The organism is Mycobacterium sp. pR1184 (assembly GCF_041287235.1).
GTDB lineage: Bacteria > Actinomycetota > Actinomycetes > Mycobacteriales > Mycobacteriaceae > Mycobacterium.
Genome location: NZ_JBGGKR010000005.1, coordinates 203,405 through 220,523, shown reverse-complemented (window position 1 = coordinate 220,523; position 17,119 = coordinate 203,405). Strand labels below are relative to the sequence as shown.

The 17,119-nt window shown below is 66.0% G+C and carries 21 protein-coding genes; 8 read left to right on the top strand and 13 right to left on the bottom strand.

Going from position 1 to position 17,119, the window contains the following annotated elements:
* The 4 genes from ACAG21_RS11280 to ACAG21_RS11265 are packed head-to-tail and all read right to left on the bottom strand — an operon-like array spanning position 1 to position 2,790.
* Entirely contained in the window at positions 1 to 381 is a 381-nt protein-coding gene (locus tag ACAG21_RS11280) for a DUF427 domain-containing protein (protein WP_370496139.1), read from the bottom strand.
* A 42-nt stretch (positions 382 to 423) separates the two neighbouring features.
* On the bottom strand, positions 424 to 1,263 hold the full coding sequence (locus ACAG21_RS11275; protein ID WP_370496138.1) for a class I SAM-dependent methyltransferase: 840 nt from the start codon (positions 1,261 to 1,263) through the stop codon (positions 424 to 426).
* 10 nt (positions 1,264 to 1,273) lie between these two features.
* A complete protein-coding gene (locus ACAG21_RS11270) occupies positions 1,274 to 2,287 on the bottom strand; it encodes an NAD-dependent epimerase/dehydratase family protein (protein WP_370496137.1) in 1,014 nt (337 codons plus the stop codon).
* A complete protein-coding gene (locus tag ACAG21_RS11265) occupies positions 2,284 to 2,790 on the bottom strand; it encodes a nuclear transport factor 2 family protein (RefSeq protein ID WP_370496136.1) in 507 nt (168 codons plus the stop codon). Before ACAG21_RS11265 ends, ACAG21_RS11270 begins: the two co-directional genes overlap by 4 nt.
* Before the next feature lie 128 nt (positions 2,791 to 2,918).
* On the opposite strand from ACAG21_RS11265, the gene msrA reads away from it, so the two are divergent.
* Positions 2,919 to 3,431, top strand: coding sequence for a peptide-methionine (S)-S-oxide reductase MsrA (msrA, locus tag ACAG21_RS11260; RefSeq protein ID WP_370496135.1), 513 nt, complete (start codon positions 2,919 to 2,921; stop codon positions 3,429 to 3,431).
* Here msrA and ACAG21_RS11255 read toward each other — a convergent pair.
* Positions 3,428 to 4,753 (bottom strand): cytochrome P450, encoded by a 1,326-nt coding sequence (locus tag ACAG21_RS11255; RefSeq protein ID WP_370496133.1) that lies wholly within the window; start codon positions 4,751 to 4,753, stop codon positions 3,428 to 3,430. The two genes, msrA and ACAG21_RS11255, sit on opposite strands and share 4 nt — an antisense overlap.
* A 128-nt stretch (positions 4,754 to 4,881) precedes the next feature.
* Between ACAG21_RS11255 and ACAG21_RS11250 the strand changes: the two genes are divergently transcribed.
* Together ACAG21_RS11250 and ACAG21_RS11245 are read left to right on the top strand one after the other, a co-directional pair.
* A complete protein-coding gene (locus ACAG21_RS11250; RefSeq protein WP_370496131.1) occupies positions 4,882 to 5,499 on the top strand; it encodes a TetR/AcrR family transcriptional regulator in 618 nt (205 codons plus the stop codon).
* 16 nt (positions 5,500 to 5,515) lie between these two features.
* Positions 5,516 to 5,728, top strand: a complete 213-nt coding sequence (locus tag ACAG21_RS11245) for a molybdopterin-binding protein (protein ID WP_370496130.1) — start codon at positions 5,516 to 5,518, stop codon at positions 5,726 to 5,728.
* Between the two features lies 1 nt (position 5,729).
* Here the strand turns inward: ACAG21_RS11245 and ACAG21_RS11240 are convergent, their stop codons facing one another.
* Both ACAG21_RS11240 and ACAG21_RS11235 read right to left on the bottom strand, forming a co-directional pair.
* Positions 5,730 to 6,623: an alpha/beta fold hydrolase gene (locus ACAG21_RS11240; protein WP_370496128.1), complete on the bottom strand. Its 894-nt coding sequence runs from the start codon at positions 6,621 to 6,623 to the stop codon at positions 5,730 to 5,732.
* Between the two features lie 24 nt (positions 6,624 to 6,647).
* Entirely contained in the window at positions 6,648 to 7,883 is a 1,236-nt protein-coding gene (locus ACAG21_RS11235; RefSeq protein ID WP_370496127.1) for a sulfotransferase, read from the bottom strand.
* A 28-nt stretch (positions 7,884 to 7,911) separates the two neighbouring features.
* On the opposite strand from ACAG21_RS11235, the gene ACAG21_RS11230 reads away from it, so the two are divergent.
* Together ACAG21_RS11230 and ACAG21_RS11225 are read left to right on the top strand one after the other, a co-directional pair.
* Entirely contained in the window at positions 7,912 to 8,487 is a 576-nt protein-coding gene (locus ACAG21_RS11230; protein WP_370496126.1) for a TetR/AcrR family transcriptional regulator, read from the top strand.
* A complete protein-coding gene (locus ACAG21_RS11225) occupies positions 8,484 to 9,587 on the top strand; it encodes a DUF1214 domain-containing protein (RefSeq protein WP_370496125.1) in 1,104 nt (367 codons plus the stop codon). The genes ACAG21_RS11230 and ACAG21_RS11225 overlap by 4 nt, the downstream gene beginning before the upstream one ends.
* Positions 9,588 to 9,593: 6 nt before the next feature.
* Here ACAG21_RS11225 and ACAG21_RS11220 read toward each other — a convergent pair whose 3' ends face one another.
* The 4 genes from ACAG21_RS11220 to ACAG21_RS11205 are packed head-to-tail and all read right to left on the bottom strand — an operon-like array spanning position 9,594 to position 13,467.
* Complete coding sequence (locus ACAG21_RS11220; protein ID WP_370496123.1) at positions 9,594 to 10,643, bottom strand: LLM class flavin-dependent oxidoreductase; 1,050 nt, start codon at positions 10,641 to 10,643, stop codon at positions 9,594 to 9,596.
* Complete coding sequence (locus ACAG21_RS11215; RefSeq protein WP_370496122.1) at positions 10,643 to 11,167, bottom strand: SRPBCC family protein; 525 nt, start codon at positions 11,165 to 11,167, stop codon at positions 10,643 to 10,645. Before ACAG21_RS11215 ends, ACAG21_RS11220 begins: the two co-directional genes overlap by 1 nt.
* Before the next feature lie 21 nt (positions 11,168 to 11,188).
* A complete protein-coding gene (locus tag ACAG21_RS11210; RefSeq protein WP_370496121.1) occupies positions 11,189 to 12,310 on the bottom strand; it encodes a fatty acid desaturase in 1,122 nt (373 codons plus the stop codon).
* 26 nt (positions 12,311 to 12,336) lie between these two features.
* A complete protein-coding gene (locus ACAG21_RS11205) occupies positions 12,337 to 13,467 on the bottom strand; it encodes a ferredoxin reductase (protein ID WP_370496120.1) in 1,131 nt (376 codons plus the stop codon).
* A gap of 69 nt (positions 13,468 to 13,536) precedes the next feature.
* On the opposite strand from ACAG21_RS11205, the gene ACAG21_RS11200 reads away from it, so the two are divergent.
* Entirely contained in the window at positions 13,537 to 14,211 is a 675-nt protein-coding gene (locus ACAG21_RS11200) for a TetR family transcriptional regulator (RefSeq protein WP_370496119.1), read from the top strand.
* 3 nt (positions 14,212 to 14,214) lie between these two features.
* Here the strand turns inward: ACAG21_RS11200 and ACAG21_RS11195 are convergent, their stop codons facing one another.
* Positions 14,215 to 14,820 carry a GNAT family N-acetyltransferase gene (locus ACAG21_RS11195; RefSeq protein ID WP_370496118.1) on the bottom strand — a complete coding sequence of 202 codons (606 nt, stop codon included), beginning with the start codon at positions 14,818 to 14,820 and terminating at the stop codon, positions 14,215 to 14,217.
* Between the two features lie 26 nt (positions 14,821 to 14,846).
* Complete coding sequence (locus tag ACAG21_RS11190) at positions 14,847 to 15,032, bottom strand: hypothetical protein (RefSeq protein ID WP_370496116.1); 186 nt, start codon at positions 15,030 to 15,032, stop codon at positions 14,847 to 14,849.
* An 80-nt stretch (positions 15,033 to 15,112) separates the two neighbouring features.
* On the opposite strand from ACAG21_RS11190, the gene ACAG21_RS11185 reads away from it, so the two are divergent.
* Together ACAG21_RS11185 and ACAG21_RS11180 are read left to right on the top strand one after the other, a co-directional pair.
* The gene (locus ACAG21_RS11185; protein WP_370496115.1) at positions 15,113 to 16,201 is read left to right on the top strand and encodes a F420-dependent hydroxymycolic acid dehydrogenase; all 1,089 of its coding nucleotides are present in this window, start codon (positions 15,113 to 15,115) and stop codon (positions 16,199 to 16,201) included.
* 115 nt (positions 16,202 to 16,316) lie between these two features.
* Positions 16,317 to 17,018, top strand: coding sequence for a GAF and ANTAR domain-containing protein (locus ACAG21_RS11180; protein ID WP_370496114.1), 702 nt, complete (start codon positions 16,317 to 16,319; stop codon positions 17,016 to 17,018).
* The last annotated feature ends 101 nt before the right edge of the window (positions 17,019 to 17,119 follow it).

The window sequence follows — 17,119 nt, the reverse complement described above, 5'->3', positions numbered from 1 at the left end:
CTATTCGGCGGTGACGCTGATCTCGGCCTTGTTGGGGTAAAACGCGACGTGCCCGGCGATCTCGGCTACCGCGGGGTACGGCTGCTCGTAGGTCCAGATCGCATCCTCGACGGTGTCACCCGCCGTAGTCGTGACGGCGTAGTAGCTGGCGTCGCCCTTGAACGGGCAGTAGCTGACGGTTTCGGTGCGAGTCAACCTGTCCTGGGCCACGTCGGACAGCGGAATGTATTGCACCCCAGGGATGGTCGCTTCCCGCAATTCGAGGGCCGAGGTGGTGTCCGCGACGACTTCGCCGTTGACGCGGACCTGGACGCGCCCCTTCGTCGGGCTGATGGTGATCGGGTGCCCCGCGTTGGGTTCCAAGATTTCTTTGTGGGCCATGCTGTTCCTCCTCAGACGTATCGGTGCAACACCGGCAGACGGTCAAGACTTCCCCGCATCGACCGGCCCGAAGGCGTAGCGGTGGTACTGCGACATGTAGCGCAACGCCGGAACCGCCGCCATCGCCTTGGCTATCCAGCGCACATACGGTGAAACCAGGTCGAACGTATCGCTATCGAAGACCGATTCCCAGGCCAGCACGCGCACCCCGGGAACCGCGTCGACGATGTCGCCGGGCCCGTCGATGCCCCAGTGCAGCTTCGAGCCGGAGCGCCGGACCACCGCATTGATCCACTGGGTACGAATGCCGAACGTGTTGAACGCGTCGAACTGCAACTCACCCGACGCGAACCGGTCGACGACGCGGCGCAGCAGCGCCAGCCCGTCGTCTTTGGTCAGATACATGGTCAGGCCTTCGCCGAGGAACAGCACCGGACGGTCGGGCAGTATCTCCGTTAGCCACGCCGGCTCGGTGACCGAGGCCGCCAGCATCCGGCAGTTGGCCCGCTGCGGGTAGACACGTTCGCGCAGGCTGATCACGTCGGGGTAGTCGATGTCATACCACCGCACACCCGGGCCCGGATCGAGCCGGTACACCCGGGAGTCCAGGCCGCAGCCCACGTGCAGCACGACTGCTTCGTCGTGCACGGCCAGAAACTGGCGGGCCCAATTGTCGAAGTGCGCGGTACGAACCGCGACCGACGGAGCGCGGCGCGCGTCGATAGTCGTTGCGGCCCAGTCATATTCGATGCGGTCCACGGCGGTCTTGGCGTAGTGATCGCTCAGGATCGAGTTGGGCGCGTCGGCGTCCAGCGCCTTGGCGTACAGCGTCGCCAACATCGTCTGCGGGGGCCCGCTGAGATCGACGCGAATCCGGTCCATTCGACCGAGCCTATTCGGGTTGAGTGGCCGTCCGGGGGGTGCGCATCGCGGCCCAGAACCGGGCGGCCTCGCGAATCGATTCCTCGACCGGGCGCGGCTGCCAGCCCAGCTCGCGGCGCGCCTTGCTGCTGTCCACCGGCGCTTCGGCGCGCATCATCCGCACCGACGCGAGGCTGAGTTGGGCGTCGGTGCCGGTGAGCTTGGCTTTCACGGTGCCGGCCGCCGCGAGTGCGTAGAGCATCGGGACCGAGATCGCCCGCTGCGGCGGCGGGACGCCGGCCTCGTCGGCGGCGATCCGGATCGAATCGTTGAGCGCCATCATCTTCTCCGAAACCAGGTAGCGCTCCCCGATGCGACCGTGCTCGGCGGCCAGGATCATGGCCCGGGCGGCGTCGTCGACGCCGACGACTTCGAGCTCAATGCCGTTCATCAGGAAGGGCAGTTTGCCGAAGACCGCGCCCGCGATGAAGGCGCCATGCGGGGTCCCGCCCCAGTCGCCGTCGCCGTAGGTGGTGGACACGCACATCGCGACGGCGGGCAACCCCGCGTCCGCGACGTAGCGCATCACCAGGTTTTCGGCCTGGACCCGGGATTGCACGTAGGGAGTCAGCCCGCGCGAGGCGATCACGTCGTCTTCGGTCGCCACGTGACCGTGCCGTCGGCCGACGGTCGCGTAGGTACTGGTAAAGATGAACCGGCGCAGGTTGGCGTCCTTCGCGACATCGAGCACGTTGCGCAGCCCGTCGACGTTGGTGCGAAACAGCGGCGCCGGGTCGCGCAGCCACGCGCGGGTGTCGACGACGCAGTAGTAGACGTCCTCGACACCGTCCATCGCCTCGCGCAGCGTGGCGGTGTCGAAGACGTCGCCGTGAAAGCGGGTGACGTCGAGGTCGTCGATAGAGCGGGTGTTCGCGCCTTCGCGCACCATCACCCGCACCTGCGCACCGTCGCCGACGAGTTGGCGGGTCACATGCGAGCCGAGAAAACCGTTGGCGCCGATGACAAGTTTCGGTTTGGCGCTCACTGCGCGCCTCCGTACTGCGCCACGAATTGCGCCCCCGCTTCGTCGAGGGTGCCGAGTTCGGCCGCCTTGCGGCACCACTTCAGCGTGGCCTGCACGAAGCGCAGCGGGTTGTAGATGTCTTCCTGCTGCCGCCACAGGCCGTCACCGGCGTAGGTGATGATCGAAATGTTGGTCTCCCCGATGACGGTGCCGTCGCCCGGATCGCGCATCGGGTTGTCGAGCTCCATGATGACGCGGCCGGTGGGCTCGTCGATGACATGCCACAGCGAGGGGAACGCCACCATGTGGCTGCCCGGAAAGCTGCCCATGGTCCGGCTGATCCATTCCCGGACCTCGTCGCGCCCGCGCATCGTGCCCGCCGCGTGTTCGATGTACAGGACATCGGGTGTGTAGTGCTGAACCCAGGCGTCCCAGTCATGCGATTGCGCGGCCGCATCGACGGTCGCTTCGAATGCGGCGAAGGCGTCGACGAGTTCGCTCCGGGAGAATTGCGGGCTGTTCACGCGAAAACTAGAACACGTTCTACCGTGGTTTGTCGAGGGCTTCGCCTCGCGGGTGTACGAGGTCAAGAACATCAGGATAATCGGAGGGAGATTGCGGCCATTGGGCCCGAACGAAATGAGGCAATGACATGACCGACACGCAAAAGGCGATTCTCGCCGGCGGCTGCTTCTGGGGCATGCAGGACCTGATCCGCAAACAGCCCGGCGTGGTTTCGACCCGCGTCGGCTACACCGGCGACCCGAATGTACCCAACGCCACGTACCGCAACCACGGCTTGCACGCCGAGGCCATCGAGATCGTCTACGACCCGACCGCCACCGACTACCGCACGCTGCTGGAGTTCTTCTTCCAAATCCACGATCCGACAACGAAAAATCGTCAGGGTAACGATCGCGGCACCAGCTACCGGTCGGCGATCTTCTACGTCGACGACGAGCAGAAGCAGATTGCGACGGACACCATCGCCGATGTCGAGGCCTCGGGGCTCTGGCCCGGCAAGGTCGTGACCGAGGTCAGTCCCGCCGGCGACTTCTGGGAGGCCGAGCCCGAACACCAGGACTACCTGGAGCGCTACCCCAGCGGATACACCTGCCACTACATCCGGCCGGGCTGGAAGCTGCCGCGGCGCGCGTCCGCCTAGCGCCGCCGCAGCACAACCCGGCCGCCGTCCTTCGGGATGAACGCGACTCCGCGGGAGTGCCAGCGCTCGCCGGGTGCATCGGTGGTCTCAATGGTGAAGTGGCGCAATACCGTTCGAAGTACCACGTCCATCTCCATGTTGGCGAAGGCGGCCCCGACACAGCGGCGGGTGCCGCCACCGAACGGAATCCAGGACAGCGCCGACGGCTTGTTTCCGATGAACCGCTGCGGGTCGAAGCGTCCGGGATCGGGGAATACGTCCGGATTGTCGTGTATCTGCGCGATGCCGACGATGATCGAGTAGCCGCCGGGAATCGCCCACTCGCCCAGTTGATACGTCTGCGGGTAGACGTGACGGCCGGCGAAGTCGATCACCGTCCTTGCCCGCTGAACCTCCAGGATCGTGGCCTGCCGCAGCTCGTTGCCGTCGCCGTCGGCCTCCTCGACGAGTTGCGCCAGCAGCGCAGGGTGCCGGCTGATCCGCTCGAATGCCCACGCCAGCGTCGACGCGGTGGTCTCGTGTCCCGCTGCCAATAGGGCCAGGAGCTCGTCGCCAATCTCCTTGTGCGACATGGTCGAACCGTCTTCGTAGCTGCTGCGCAACAGCAACGCGAGCACATCGGACCGATCCGCGAAGTTCGGGTCGGCCCGCTCCGCCGCGATCAGTTTCTCGATCACGTTGTCGTACTGGCGGCGCCATTCGTCCAGCCGGTGCCATGGGCTGAACCGGCCGTAGTCGCGCTTGGGCTTCGGCAGTGCGGCCAGGCGCGAGCCGAGCGTGACCCACGGCGGAATGAGCCGTCGTAGTTCGTCGAGTTCGGCGCCATCGGCTCCGAAAACCGCGCGCAGGATGGCGTTGAGCGTGATTCGCATCATCGGCGACAGCGTCGCGAACACCTGGCCCTGCGGCCACTCGGCGGACTCGCGCAGTGTCTCTTCTTCGATGATGCTCTCGTAATTCTTCATGCTCTTGCCGTGGAAGGGCGGCGCGAGCAACCGCCGACGGCGGCGGTGGTCGTCGCCCTCGAGTCCGAACACCGAGCCGGAGCCGAAGAATCTGCTCAAATTGGGCTGGATGTTGCCGAGTTCGTCTGGGCTGGTGGTGAATATCTGCTTGGCCAGCTGCGGGTCGCTGACCGCGATCACGCGCCCCCACATCGGGAGCTTCAGCGTGACCACACTGCCGTAGCGGCGTGACAGTCGTTGCATCATCGTTCGTCGTGACATCGCGAAGCCCAAGCCTTGCAACAGCTTTGGCGCCCGGACTGCCGGCGGCAGTCTGACTGCGGAGCCCGGCGGTGCGGCGGTGACTACTTCGCTCATGGCGCTACGTCTCCCAACATCAGCCCCGGTCCAGGGTTGGTACCGCGGTGTACCACAGATCTATCCGTGTACGGTACTCTGTGGTACCGAACCTGACAAGGGAGTGAACACCGAAAGGGCCGACGACCATGCCATCCGCGACGACGGTGACAGACGCGGTTGAGGTCGCGGTTGTTCAGGATCCTTTCCGGCTCCGGCTGCTCGACGGTCTGGCCACTTCCATCGGCGAACGCGGCTATCGCGCCAGCACCGTCGCCGACGTGGTGCGCCACGCACGCACGTCCAAGCGCACCTTCTACGGCCAATTCGCCAGCAAGGAAGAGTGTTTCCTCGAGCTGTTGGCCGCCGATATCGAAAAGCTCGGCGAGAGCATCGCCGACTCGGTCGATCCGGAGACCGACTGGCACGACCAGATCCGTCAGGCCGTCGAGGCCTATGTCGCCTATATCGAAGCGCGGCCGGCGATTACGTTGAGTTGGATTCGTGAGCTCCCCTCGCTGGGACCCGTCGGTCGACCGGTCCAGCGCCGCGGCCTACAGCTGTTGTCCGACTTGTTGATCGACCTCAGCGCCAGCCCCGGGTTCCAGCGCGCCGAACTGCCGCCACTGACCGCGCCGCTGGCCGTGATCTTGCTGGGCGGGCTGCGCGAATTGACCGCGCTCGCCGTCGAAGACGGCCAGGCCGTGCGCGAGATCGTCGAACCGGCCGTCGATGCCTGCGTCGCGCTGCTGGGCCCTCGCCACTAGCGGCTAACCTCGTCGCATGCGGCTATCCACTCGAAACCAGCTCAAGGGCACCATCACCGAGGTTGAACTCGGAACGGTGATGGCGGTGGTGAAGGTCAAACTCGACGGTGGCGATCAAGTCGTCACCTCCTCGGTCACCAAGGACGCGGCGCTCGACCTCGGCCTCAAGGTCGGTCAGCCCGCGACGGTATTCATCAAGTCGACCGAAGTCACGATCGGCGTCGAGTAGCTCACAGTTTCAAGAACGCGCGCACCCGGTCGAGCACCAAGTCGGGCCGTTGCGCGATGATCCAGTGGCCGGCATCATCGACCAGCTCCACCTCGAAATCGCTTATGTGGTCCTCGTATCCGTCGGTCAGGTCGGCCGTAATCACCGGATCCTGCGTACCGGTCAGCCAGCGCACGGGTACGTCGACGCGTGCATCCGCGTACTGGCCGCGCACCCAACGCAACATTTCTCCGGTCTGATAACTGCGGTACCACCGTGAGCCCGCCTCCGCGTGGCCGGGCTCGCGCATGCACTCGAGGTACAAACCGGCGCTCTCCTCGGGAATCGAGAACCCGCCACCGACCCAGGGACCCAACATCCGCATAAACCGCGAGTTGGGATCCCTGAGCAGCCGGGGACCGATCACCGGCAGCGATATCGGAATCTGGTACCACAGCCGCCACAGGTTGAGCACCCCCGACGGACTCAACTTCACAAAGGGCGCAACGGTGTTGATGCCGAAGAATCCGGTCACCTTCTCCGGATGGCGCAGCATCATGATGAACGCGGTCGGTCCGCCCCAGTCGTGGGCGACGAGCTTCACCTTGTCGATACCCAAATGGTCCAGCACGCCGGCGAGATCCTCGGCTTTCTCGACCTTGGTGTAGCGCGAGCGGGGCGCCGAACTCCAGCCCGCGCCGCGCAGGTCCGGACACAACACCCGATAGCCATCGGCGGCCAGCGGACCGATCAGCTCATGCCACTCCCACCAGTTCTCCGGGAAGCCGTGCACCAACATCACGGCCGGCCCGCCGGGCGGCCCGGCGTCGGCGACGTGGATCGTCACGCCGTCGCCGAGTTCTACGTACCGGTGTTCCAAAGCGACAGAGGCGTCCAACGCGGGCATGGTGACCATGCTTGAAAAGCTAGCGCACTGAGGCTAATCCAGGAACCGCTCGACATACGGAGCGAACCGTTCGCGCAGCGCGCTCTCCTGCAGACCGAACATTTCGAACGATGTCTGCACGTTGCCCAATCGACCGCGCTGGTGGCCCGCGAGGTAGTCGGCGATGGGCTTGCGCGCCTCGTCGGTGAACGGTTCGCCGGCCAGGGCGTAGACCCGCTCGGCGACACCGAGTTCGTCGGCCATGAATTCGTCGAACCGAATGTCGATCGAGCGATCCGGACCGATGGCGTCGCGATCGCGCACGAGCGCGGTGAGCATCGCATCGAGTCGGTCGATCCAGGAGCCGGCGATCTGTTCCACCGGCACCGGTGAGCGGTGCATGCGTGCGGAGTAGGTGATCATCGCGATCATCGAGAGCGCCACCGGCACCGGATCCCGGTGGGTGAACACGACGATGCTGTCGGGAAACACCCGATCCAGCACCCGCACCTGCTCGAGATGCTGCGGCGACTTGAGCAGCCAGCGCCGGCCGCCGCGCAGGAACTGCATCGCCCGCAGTTGTGTGGCGAGGTATTCGTAATGGGGTGTCTGGTCATGGGTGCGGTAGTAATCGCGCCAGCGCGGCACCTCGCCGAGCGTCTCGAACAGCATCGTAGAGATGTCGTTGGCCAGCAGCTGGATCTCTTCGTGCACGTGATCGGTGGTCATCTCATGCATCAGTGCGAAATGCGGCATCACCATGTTGACCACCCCGACCGCGACGTCCATCCTCGCGCGGCGCGGATCCGGTTCGACGCCAACCTCATTCGGCATCGGGAACGGCTCGTTGCTTTCCCAGTACGGCATGGTGCGGAAGGTGGGCGGCGCGGCCAGCAGGTTGTGCAGGTGCGTGGTGCCGGTGCGGGGCAGCCCGGCGATCACCACCGGCGAGCGCAGTTCGATGTCGTTGATCTCGGGATGCCGCTTCAAAAGGTCGGTCAGCAGGAGACGGTTCTTGAGCAGCTGCAGCAGTTGGCCGTAGAAGTTGACGATGCCGGCGCCGTGCAGCCCGTCGATCTCACGCACCGCGGCGAGGTAGACCTCAAGGCGTTCCCGGTAGTCGTCGGGCCCGAAGTCGTGCAGGCCGGTGTCGGCGCTGGCCTGCGCGTGCAACACGTCGGACTCCAGCGGGCACTGCGGAGCCATCGTGGCCATCATGTCGAGGATCTGCTGGCCCTCGGCGCTGAAACGGGGCAGGTCGAGGTCGTCTAGGCGAACGGCGTCGGTCACGGCGACTTATGTTACTCTGAGTTTCGTAATGGTAGTGGATTTTGGCCGGCCCCGTGACCCGCGCATCGACGGTGCGGTGGTGCGCGCCACCGTCGAGCTGCTGGCCGAGACCGGCTATCCGGGGCTGTCGGTCTCGGCCATCGCGGAACGCGCCGGCACCAGCAAGCCCGCGATCTACCGCCGCTGGCCCAGCAAGGCGCATCTGGTGCACGAGGCGGTGTTCCCGATCGGCGCCGCCACCGAGATCCCCGATACCGGGTCGCTGCCCGATGATCTACGCGAAATGGTCCGTCGCGCAATGGTTTTCCTGACCACACCGGCCGCCCGGGCGGCCTTGCCGGGCCTGGTCGGCGAGATGGCGGCCGATCCGACCCTGCATTCGGCGCTGCTGGAGCGCTTCGCCGGCATCATCGGCGACGGTCTCGGCGAGTTACTCGCGCGCGCCGCAGCTCGCGGCGAAGTGCGCAGCGACGCAACAGCTTCCGAACTCACTGACGCCATCGCCGGCATCACGCTGATGGGCCTGCTCACCCGCCCGGACGAATTCGATGACACCTGGGTAGACCGCACCACCACGTTGCTCCTGAAAGGAATCAGCGCATGACGCACGAATCGACGGCCGCGTGGAAAGGGCTGCTGGCCACCATCGGCGACCTCGACCGCTCCTTCCTCGAGGGCGACCGCGCGGTGGCCGACGACCGCCACATTGCCGACGGTTATCGCATGTTGGCCACCACCTTGGGCGTCGCTTTCGACACCTACTTGTTCCCCGAGCCCGGTCGTCCGCAGTTCGTCGCCGTGAACACCCCATTCCGTCGCGATCGCCGTTGGGGTGGCGACAACACCGACGCGTATTACTTCATCTGCCCGGTCGATGAGAAGCGGCGGTATCGCATCAGCGGCAATAAGGGTGACAGCGTGTACTTTTCGGTGACCGCCTACAACGAACCAGCACCGGGCACGTGGTCGGACCGCATCGTCGCGATCGTCCGCGACACCGATCTGGACATCGACGCCGACGGCAACTTCGCCTTCGATTTCCCGGCGACACCCGACGCGGTGGTGCTGATGACCCGCGATTACCAGGCCGACCCGTCGACCGGCCGCCCGGTGACATGGCGGATCGAGGCACTCGACGAGCCGGAGCCGATCCGGCACGGCGACGCCGAGACGGCGGCCAGGCTGCGCGCGGTCGCGGCCTGGATGCGCACCATGTTCGCCATCGTGCCGCTGGCCGTCGGGACACGGGTGGACGACCAACACGGCCTGGGCCACGAAACCGCCCACGCCGCAAACCAATTCGCCGACCCCTATCAGGTGCCCGATGCTAACTTCGGCTGGTCGGCCCGCGACGCCTGCTACGCGTACGGCAGTTTCGTGCTCGACGACGACGAGGCGTTGGTCATTACGCACCGACCACCGTCGTGCCGGTTCTGGAACCTGGTGGTGTGGAATCAGTTCATGGCCACCTATGGCGACGAGGGCGCCCGCTCGTCGCTCAACAACCACAGCGCCGCGCTCAACAGCGACGGCTCCGTGACGATCGTGCTGTCCAAAGACATACTGGCCCACCCGAATTCACTGACGACGCTCGGCTATCCACTCGGCAACCTGGCGTTTCGGTGGTTCCTGTCCGACGGGGTGCCGCAGCGGCCCGAGGTGCAACTCGTCAAAGCCATCGACGCACCGACCGCCACCACTTAACCCGAGTCAGCCCACGTCGCGGACCAGTTCGATCGCGCGACCCAGCGTCGTGAGCTTGGCATCCAGCGTGTCGCCGCCCGGATAGAGTCGCACGGTGTTGACGCCGGCATCGCGCCACACCGCCAGGCGCGCGCGGACCATCTGCTCGGTGCCGATCAGCGTGGTGCCCAGCACCATGTCGTTGCTCACCAGCGCTGCGGCGCCGTCGCGATCGCCGGCTTGCCAGCGCTCACGCACCGCAGCGGCGACATCGGCCCAGCCCTGCCGGCTGTAGGCCTGGTTGTAGAAGTTGGTGCTCGACGACCCCATGCCGCCGAGGCTGAACGCGAGTTCCTTCTTGCGGTTGGCGATCATGCCGCTCAGCTCGTCCTCGTCGGCCGCGAACGCGACCTCGGCGCCCTGACAGATGTCGATGTCCGCGCGGGTGCGGCCGGCGCTCTCGAGACCCTCGTCGAGGTGGGCGAAGTACGCCTCGCCAGCACCCTCGGGCACGAAACTGGTGCCCAGCCAGCCGTCGGCGATCTGTCCGGTCAGCCGCAGCATCGCCGGCGACAGCGTGGCCAGGTAGATCGGAATGGCGTGCGCTGGCGCGTTCGCCACCCGCATCGGGACCGCCTCACCGGGGCGGGGGATCTGAAACTCGTTGCCGGAGTAGGAGATCTTGCCCCCAGCGAAGACCTGCCGCACGATGTCGACGGTTTCGGAAACGCGGGCCAGCGGCCGGCGGAACGAGACGCCGTGCAGGCCCTCGATCACCTGGGGCCCGGAAGCACCCAGCCCCAGCAGGAAACGCCCGTTCGACAGGTTGGACAGCGTGATCGCGGCCTGGGCGACCAGCACCGGCGACCGGGTGCCGACCTGCAGGATGCCGGAGCCAAGCAGCATCGTCTCGGTGCGCGCCGCGAGGTAGCCCAGCGCCGACGCAGCATCCGCACCCCACGCCTCGGCGACCCAGCACACGTCGAGCCCCAGCTTTTCGGCTTCGACGGCCAGCGTCACCACCTGGCCGGTTTCTTCGCTGCCGCCGGACAACTCGACCGTGGTCGCGGTGCGCATCAGCGCACCCCATGTTCGGCCAGCCTCTTGATTGCCGCCAGGGTCTTGCTGATCGCGGTCTCGAATTCGCGCAGCCGGACGAACACGATCTTTTCCTCTTTGTCCGGCATGGAGTCGATTGCCGCCGACAGCCCCGAACGTCCCGGTCCCATCTGCATCCAGTAGCTCAGGGCAGTGCCGCCGTCCCGAGGTTCCAGCCGGAACCGCCAGATCGCCGACGGATGCCCGGCATCGCCGACCGCCCAAGCGAATTCGCGCTGCTGGTCGCAGACGACGATGTGCGAGGTGGTACTCCATTCGCCGAACGCGTCGTGCTGGTTGTGGCCGACGAAGCGGGCACCCACCTTCGGCCGGTCGGCGCCGCCGGCCCACTCCACGGACTGCAGCTCGTTGCTGAGGGTCGGCATCAGCTTGATATCCGAGACCAGATTCCAGACCCGGGCTGGATCGGCGTCGATCCACGTCGAAACTTCCACGGTCGGCTTGTCCGCGTAGCGTGCTCCGGTCCACTCCACGCCGCCCATTGTCCCCCACCGGGGCGGGACTCAGGCCGCGACGGGCTCGCGATCGGCCGGCTTGTCGGACTTGAACTTCGGCAGCAACGACGTCACCTTGCCCGGGTCCGGGAAGGTCAGCTTGACGATCTTGCGCACCACGGTGCCGAACTGCTGCAACAGCGGGCCCTTGTTGTAGGGGATCCCGTAGCGCTCGCAGATCTCTTGCACCTCGGACGCGATGTCGGCATACCGGCGGGCCGGCATGTCGGGGAACAGGTGGTGCTCGATCTGGTGCGACAGGTTGCCGGACAGCAGGTGGAAGATCTTGCCGCCGGTCAGGTTCGCCGAACCCAGCACCTGGCGGAAGTACCACTGGCCTCGCGACTCGTCCGTGGTCTCCTCGATCGTGAATTCCTGGGTGCCGTCCGGGAAGTGGCCGCAGAAGATGATCATGTACGACCACACGTTGCGCATCAGGTTGGCCGTCATGTTGCCGGTGAAAACGAACGGGGCGAACGGGCCGGCCAGCAACGGGAACGCGACGTAGTCCTTGAGGGTCTGGCGCTTGGTCTTCTTCCAGATCTCCTTCAGGGTGTCCTTCTTGTCCCAGACCCGGATCTCGCCGGAGCGGATCTTTTCGGTCTCCAACTCGTGCAGCGCGACGCCGTACTGGAACAGCACCATCAGCAGGAACGCGTACAGCGGGTTGCCGATGAAGTAGGGCGTCCATTTCTGGTCTTCGCTCATCCGGATGATGCCGTAACCGATGTCGCGGTCCATCCCCACGATGTTGGTGTGGGTGTGGTGCATGTAGTTGTGCGAGTGCCGCCACTGGTCGGCCGGGCACGCGGTGTCCCACTCGAACGAGCGCCCGGAGATGTTCGGGTCGCGCATCCAGTCGTACTGGCCGTGCATGATGTTGTGGCCGATCTCCATGTTGTCCAGGATCTTCGCGACGCCTAGCATCGTGGTGCCCAACAGCCAGGCCGGCGGCAGGAACAGCAGAGCGCGTCCGCCGACTTCCAGCGCCCGCTGAGTCTTGATGACGCGCCGGATGTAGTCGGCGTCTGCTGCGCCGAGGTCTGCCATCACGCGATCCCGGATGGCGTCAAGCTCACGGCCGAACGCGTCGGCCTGCTCGGGGGTAAGGGTGATCTTGTCGGGTGACATAGCTCCTCCTTCAAGGGTTGACGAGATTAAAGGGATAGATCGACGTCGCCCACAGGGACGGATACGCAGATCTGGATGTCTTCGTCGGCGCCGGTGGAGACCGCGCCGGTGGTGAGGCTGCGCACGGTGCCGGAGACCTTCCGGCGCGTGCAGGTGTGGCAGATGCCCATCCGGCATCCGTTCTCCGGCGTCAGTCCGGCCGACTCCGCCTGCTCAAGCAGCGAGCGGCCGTCATCGACGACGTCAATGCCGCTGTCCGCGAACGTGATTCGGCCACCCGACGGGTTCGACGGAGCCGTGGTCACCGGCGGTACGAAGCTCTCGGTGTACACGTTGTCGCAGTGCTCGCGGACGGCATCGACCAAAGCGGTTGGGCCGCAAACGAATACCGCGTCCGGCGCGGGCATCGCGGCGGCGAGATGCTGCGGCCCGAAGCGGCCGATCAGGTCGCCGGCGCCCGATCGCGTGTAGCCGTGCAGCACCCGTACCCCGGGCATCGCGGCCAGCTCGTCGCGGTAGCAGGCCTCGGCCGGGGTGCGCGCGTAGTGGACGAACGCGATTTCCGCCCCCTGGTTTTCCAAGTGACCCTCGGCGACCAGGGTGCGCAGCATCGCCATGACGGGCGTGATGCCACTACCGCCGGAGACCAGGAGAATCCGCCGCGGCCTTGCGGAGGAGTCCAGCGCCGGCAGGACGAAGTCGCCGCCGACACCGGTCAGTCCGACGACCATCCCGCGGCGGGCCTGTTCGTACAGGAAGTTCGAGACGAGACCGCCCTCGGAACCGGATCCGTGCCGGCCGACGGTCAACTCGAGGGTTTCACTGCCTTCGACATTGGCCGGGGAATAGCAGCGGGTATGCCGGCGGCCGTCGATTTCGACGGCGACGTTGACGTACTGACCAGCCCTGACGGTGTAGGTGGAGGTGAAGCTCTCGTTCGGAGCGAGGGTGAGCGTGACGCTGCGCGGCGTCGTGCGGCGCACATCGACGACCTTGGCGCGGGCTTCGCCCTGGGTCCAGGTTGGGTCTACCAGCTCGGTGTAGCGGTCGACACCGTGCGGGCCGGTAAGCAGGTCAACCAGGTCGGAACCGAGGATCCGGTTCCGGAAAGTCTTGGCGAAGCTCCGACGCGAGGTCTGACTTCTTTGAGTGAACATGTGTACACCGTGCGACTTAAGGGCGCAGCTAGTCAAGGGTTTCCGCAGCTCTGTGGTAGGGTTCACACAGTGAACGGTCGTACTCCTAGCTCACGGCCACACCGTTCGGGCCGCGAGCGTTCCCGGGAAAGCCCCTCACGCGAAGAGCGCAAGGAGGCCACTCGGCGCGCCATCATCGCCGCCGCACTCAAGCTGCTGCAGGACCGCAGTTTTTCGGCCCTGAGCCTGCGTGAGGTCACCCGCGAGGTCGGAATCGTGCCCGCGGCCTTCTATCGGCACTTCGAGTCGATGGAGGCGCTCGGGCTGGTGCTGATCGACGAGTCGTTTCGCAGTTTGCGCGACACCCTGCGCGACGCGCGCGCCGGCAAGCTCGACCCGAACCGGGTGATCGAGTCGTCCGTCGAGATCCTGATCGCCAGCGTCGCCGACCGCCGCGAGCACTGGCGTCTGATCGGCCGCGAGCGCAACAGCGGGCTCAGCGTGCTGCGCTACGCGATCCGCACCGAGATCCGGCTGATCACCTCGGAGCTGGCCACCGACCTGGCCCGATTCCCGGGCCTCAACGCCTGGAGCACCGAGGACCTCAATGTGCTGGCGACCCTGTTCGTCAACTCGATGATCGTCATCGCCGAGGCGATCGAAGATACCCAGACCGCGGAGGCGCTCGAAGACATTCGGCGGATCGCGGTCAAGCAGTTGCGCATGATCGCCATCGGCATCGCCGGCTGGCGCAGCAACCCGTGACCTCTAGCGGGGTTCGCGCCACATCGCCCACAGCGGTGGGCCGCCGCCCGGCAGCGGCATTTCCTGGGTGACCTCAAAGCCGAAACGCAGGTAGTACGGCACGTTTTCGGGCTTACTCGACTCGAGGTAGGCCGGGCAGTGCTCGGCATCGCAGCGGTCCAGCCGCGATTGCATCAACGCCTGGCCGTAGCCCTGACCACGCACCGTCGGGTCGCTGCCGATCGCGGCAAGATACCAGTGCGGCTCTTCGGGATGCTCGCGCTTCATCATTTCCTGGATGTCGCGTGCCATCCCGGTCCGCAACCCGAACACCCTCAAGAAGGCCGGCGTCATCGCGAACTGGGCTCGACGGGATTCCTGCCAGTGGCCCGGCGGATCCCACAGGGCAGCCGCGCCGATGCCGGATCCGTTGTCGGCCACCTCGACGCCGCCCTGGGGCAGATGATGGTGGCGGGTCATGGCGGTGAACATCCTCATCAGATGCGTGGTCCGGGTCATGCTGTTGGGGAATATCCAGGCCATCACCGGATCGTCGAAGAAGGCACGGCTCAGGGTGGCGGACAACTCGCGGAGGTCGGCTTTGCGCGCCGGACGTGCCTGGGGGGCCATCACGCCAGGCTAGTGGCAAATCCTGGTCAGAACGACGAACCCCGGAACATCATGGTGAAACCCGTGACCGCCGCGACGGCACCCACGGCGTAGACGACGATCGAAAGCCACAGCAGCCCGATCGTGGACGCGAGCCAGCACAGCAGCACAGCGCCGCACATCAGGCACACGCGGTAAAGCGGTGTGCGGTGTGGATGATCGATCCTCGCCATCGGTTGCCCCCAATTCCGATCCGGGTCCCGCCCCCGAACAGCACGCGTGCGACGGTGCAGCCGAGGGGTACTTTAGTGCGATGACCGGACTCTCACGTCGGACATTCGGGCAGATCGCCACCGGCGTGGGGGTGCTCGGCGCCGGCGCGTTGGCGCCGGGATGCTCGAGCGAACATCGTGGTTCTCCCAGTAATCCGCCGCCGGTGACCAAGGGCGTGGGAATCACGCTGTCGCACGAGCAATTTCGCACCGACCAGCTGGTGCTGCAGGCCCAGGCCGCCGAAAAGGCAGGCTTCCAATATGTCTGGGCCAGCGACCATATCCAGCCGTGGCAGGACAACGAGGGCCACTCGATGTTCCCGTGGCTGACGCTGGCGCTGGTGGGCAACAGCACCAGCCGCATCTCCTTCGGCACCGGCGTCACGTGCCCGACCTACCGCTACCACCCGGCAACGGTGGCGCAGGCCTTCGCGTCGCTGGCGATCCTGAGTCCGGGCCGGGTGTTCTTGGGCCTCGGGACCGGCGAGCGGCTCAACGAGCAGGCCGCCACCAACATGTGGGGCAAATATCCCGAGCGCCACGACCGGCTGGTCGAGGCGATCCAACTAATCCGCCAGCTCTGGTCCGGCGAGCGAATCTCGTTCGCGGGCCGCTACTTTCACACCAACTCGCTGAAACTCTACGACATACCACCGAACCCGCCGCCCATCTTCGTGGCCGCCAGCGGACCCAAAAGTGCACGGCTGGCAGGACAATACGGCGACGGCTGGATCACCCAATCCCGCGACCTGATCAATCCGAAGCTGCTGGCCGCGCTCAACGACGGTGCCCACGCCGCCGGGCGCGATCCCGCGACGTTAGGCAAGCGCGCGGAATTGTTCGCGGTCGTCGGCGATGCCGAGGAGGCCGCCCGCACGGCTGCCTTGTGGCGATTTACCGCCGGTGCCGCCGACCAACCCAATCCGGTCGAGATTCAGCGTGCCGCCGAGGCGAACCCGATCGAGAAAGTGCTGGCCAACTGGACCGTCGGCACCGATCCCGCCACGCACGTCACCGCCGTGCAGTGGGTTCTCGACGGCGGCGCCATCCCGTTTCTGCACTTCCCGCAGGGCGACCCTATCGCCGCGATCAACTTCTATCGCGACTACGTCCTGCCCAAGCTGCACTAGCTGCTTTCGCTTCTGGCCTGATTTGCGCTGTGGCGCAACGTATTGCGCTTCCGTCGGCTTCGTGCGGCCAACACCGGGTACAAGCCGCGCGCCAGATCGTGCAGAATGCGATCTCATGGACCCTTCGCAGCCGAACGCCAGGCATCAGCTGGCCGTCCGCATGGCCGAGCTTGCCCGCACAATTGCCACCCCGCGCGCCCTCGACCAGGTGCTCCGGGATGTCACCGAGGCAGCGGTGGAATTGATACCGGGAGCCGACGTCGCGGGAGTGTTGCTGGTGAAGAAGGCCGGGGAGTTCGAGTCCCTTGCCGACACCGATGGCCTGGCCGGCCAGCTCGACAAACTCCAGCAAGATTTCGGCGAAGGACCCTGCACGGAGGCGGCTCTTCACGAAACGATTGTTCGCGCCGACGATCTCCGTAGCGAGACCCGGTGGCCTCGATACGCACCGGCAGCCGTGCAGCTCGGTGTCCTCAGCGGCCTGTCATTCAAGCTGTACACGGCGGACCGCACGGCCGGCGCGCTGAACTTGTTCGGCTTCGAGGCGGGGGTGTGGGATACCGAAGCGGAAACCATTGGATCGGTGCTGGCCGCGCATGCCGCAGCGGCGATCTTGGCGGAGCGGCACGGAGAACACCTGCAATCAGCACTGTCGTCCAGAGATCGCATTGGCCAGGCCAAGGGCATCATCATGGAACGCTACGACGTGGACGACGTACGCGCCTTCGACATGCTGCGACTGCTATCTCAGGAGCAACAAACAAAACTCGTCGACATCGCGGATCGGGTCATCGAAACCCGCGGCAGCGTCGACTGAGTTGGGCCAGCGCGAGCACCGGCCTGCCTTGAACGCACGCCACGACGGACCGCATCTACGATGAGGTAGCTCGTTGCGGGCTTTATCTGAGATGCCGGTGC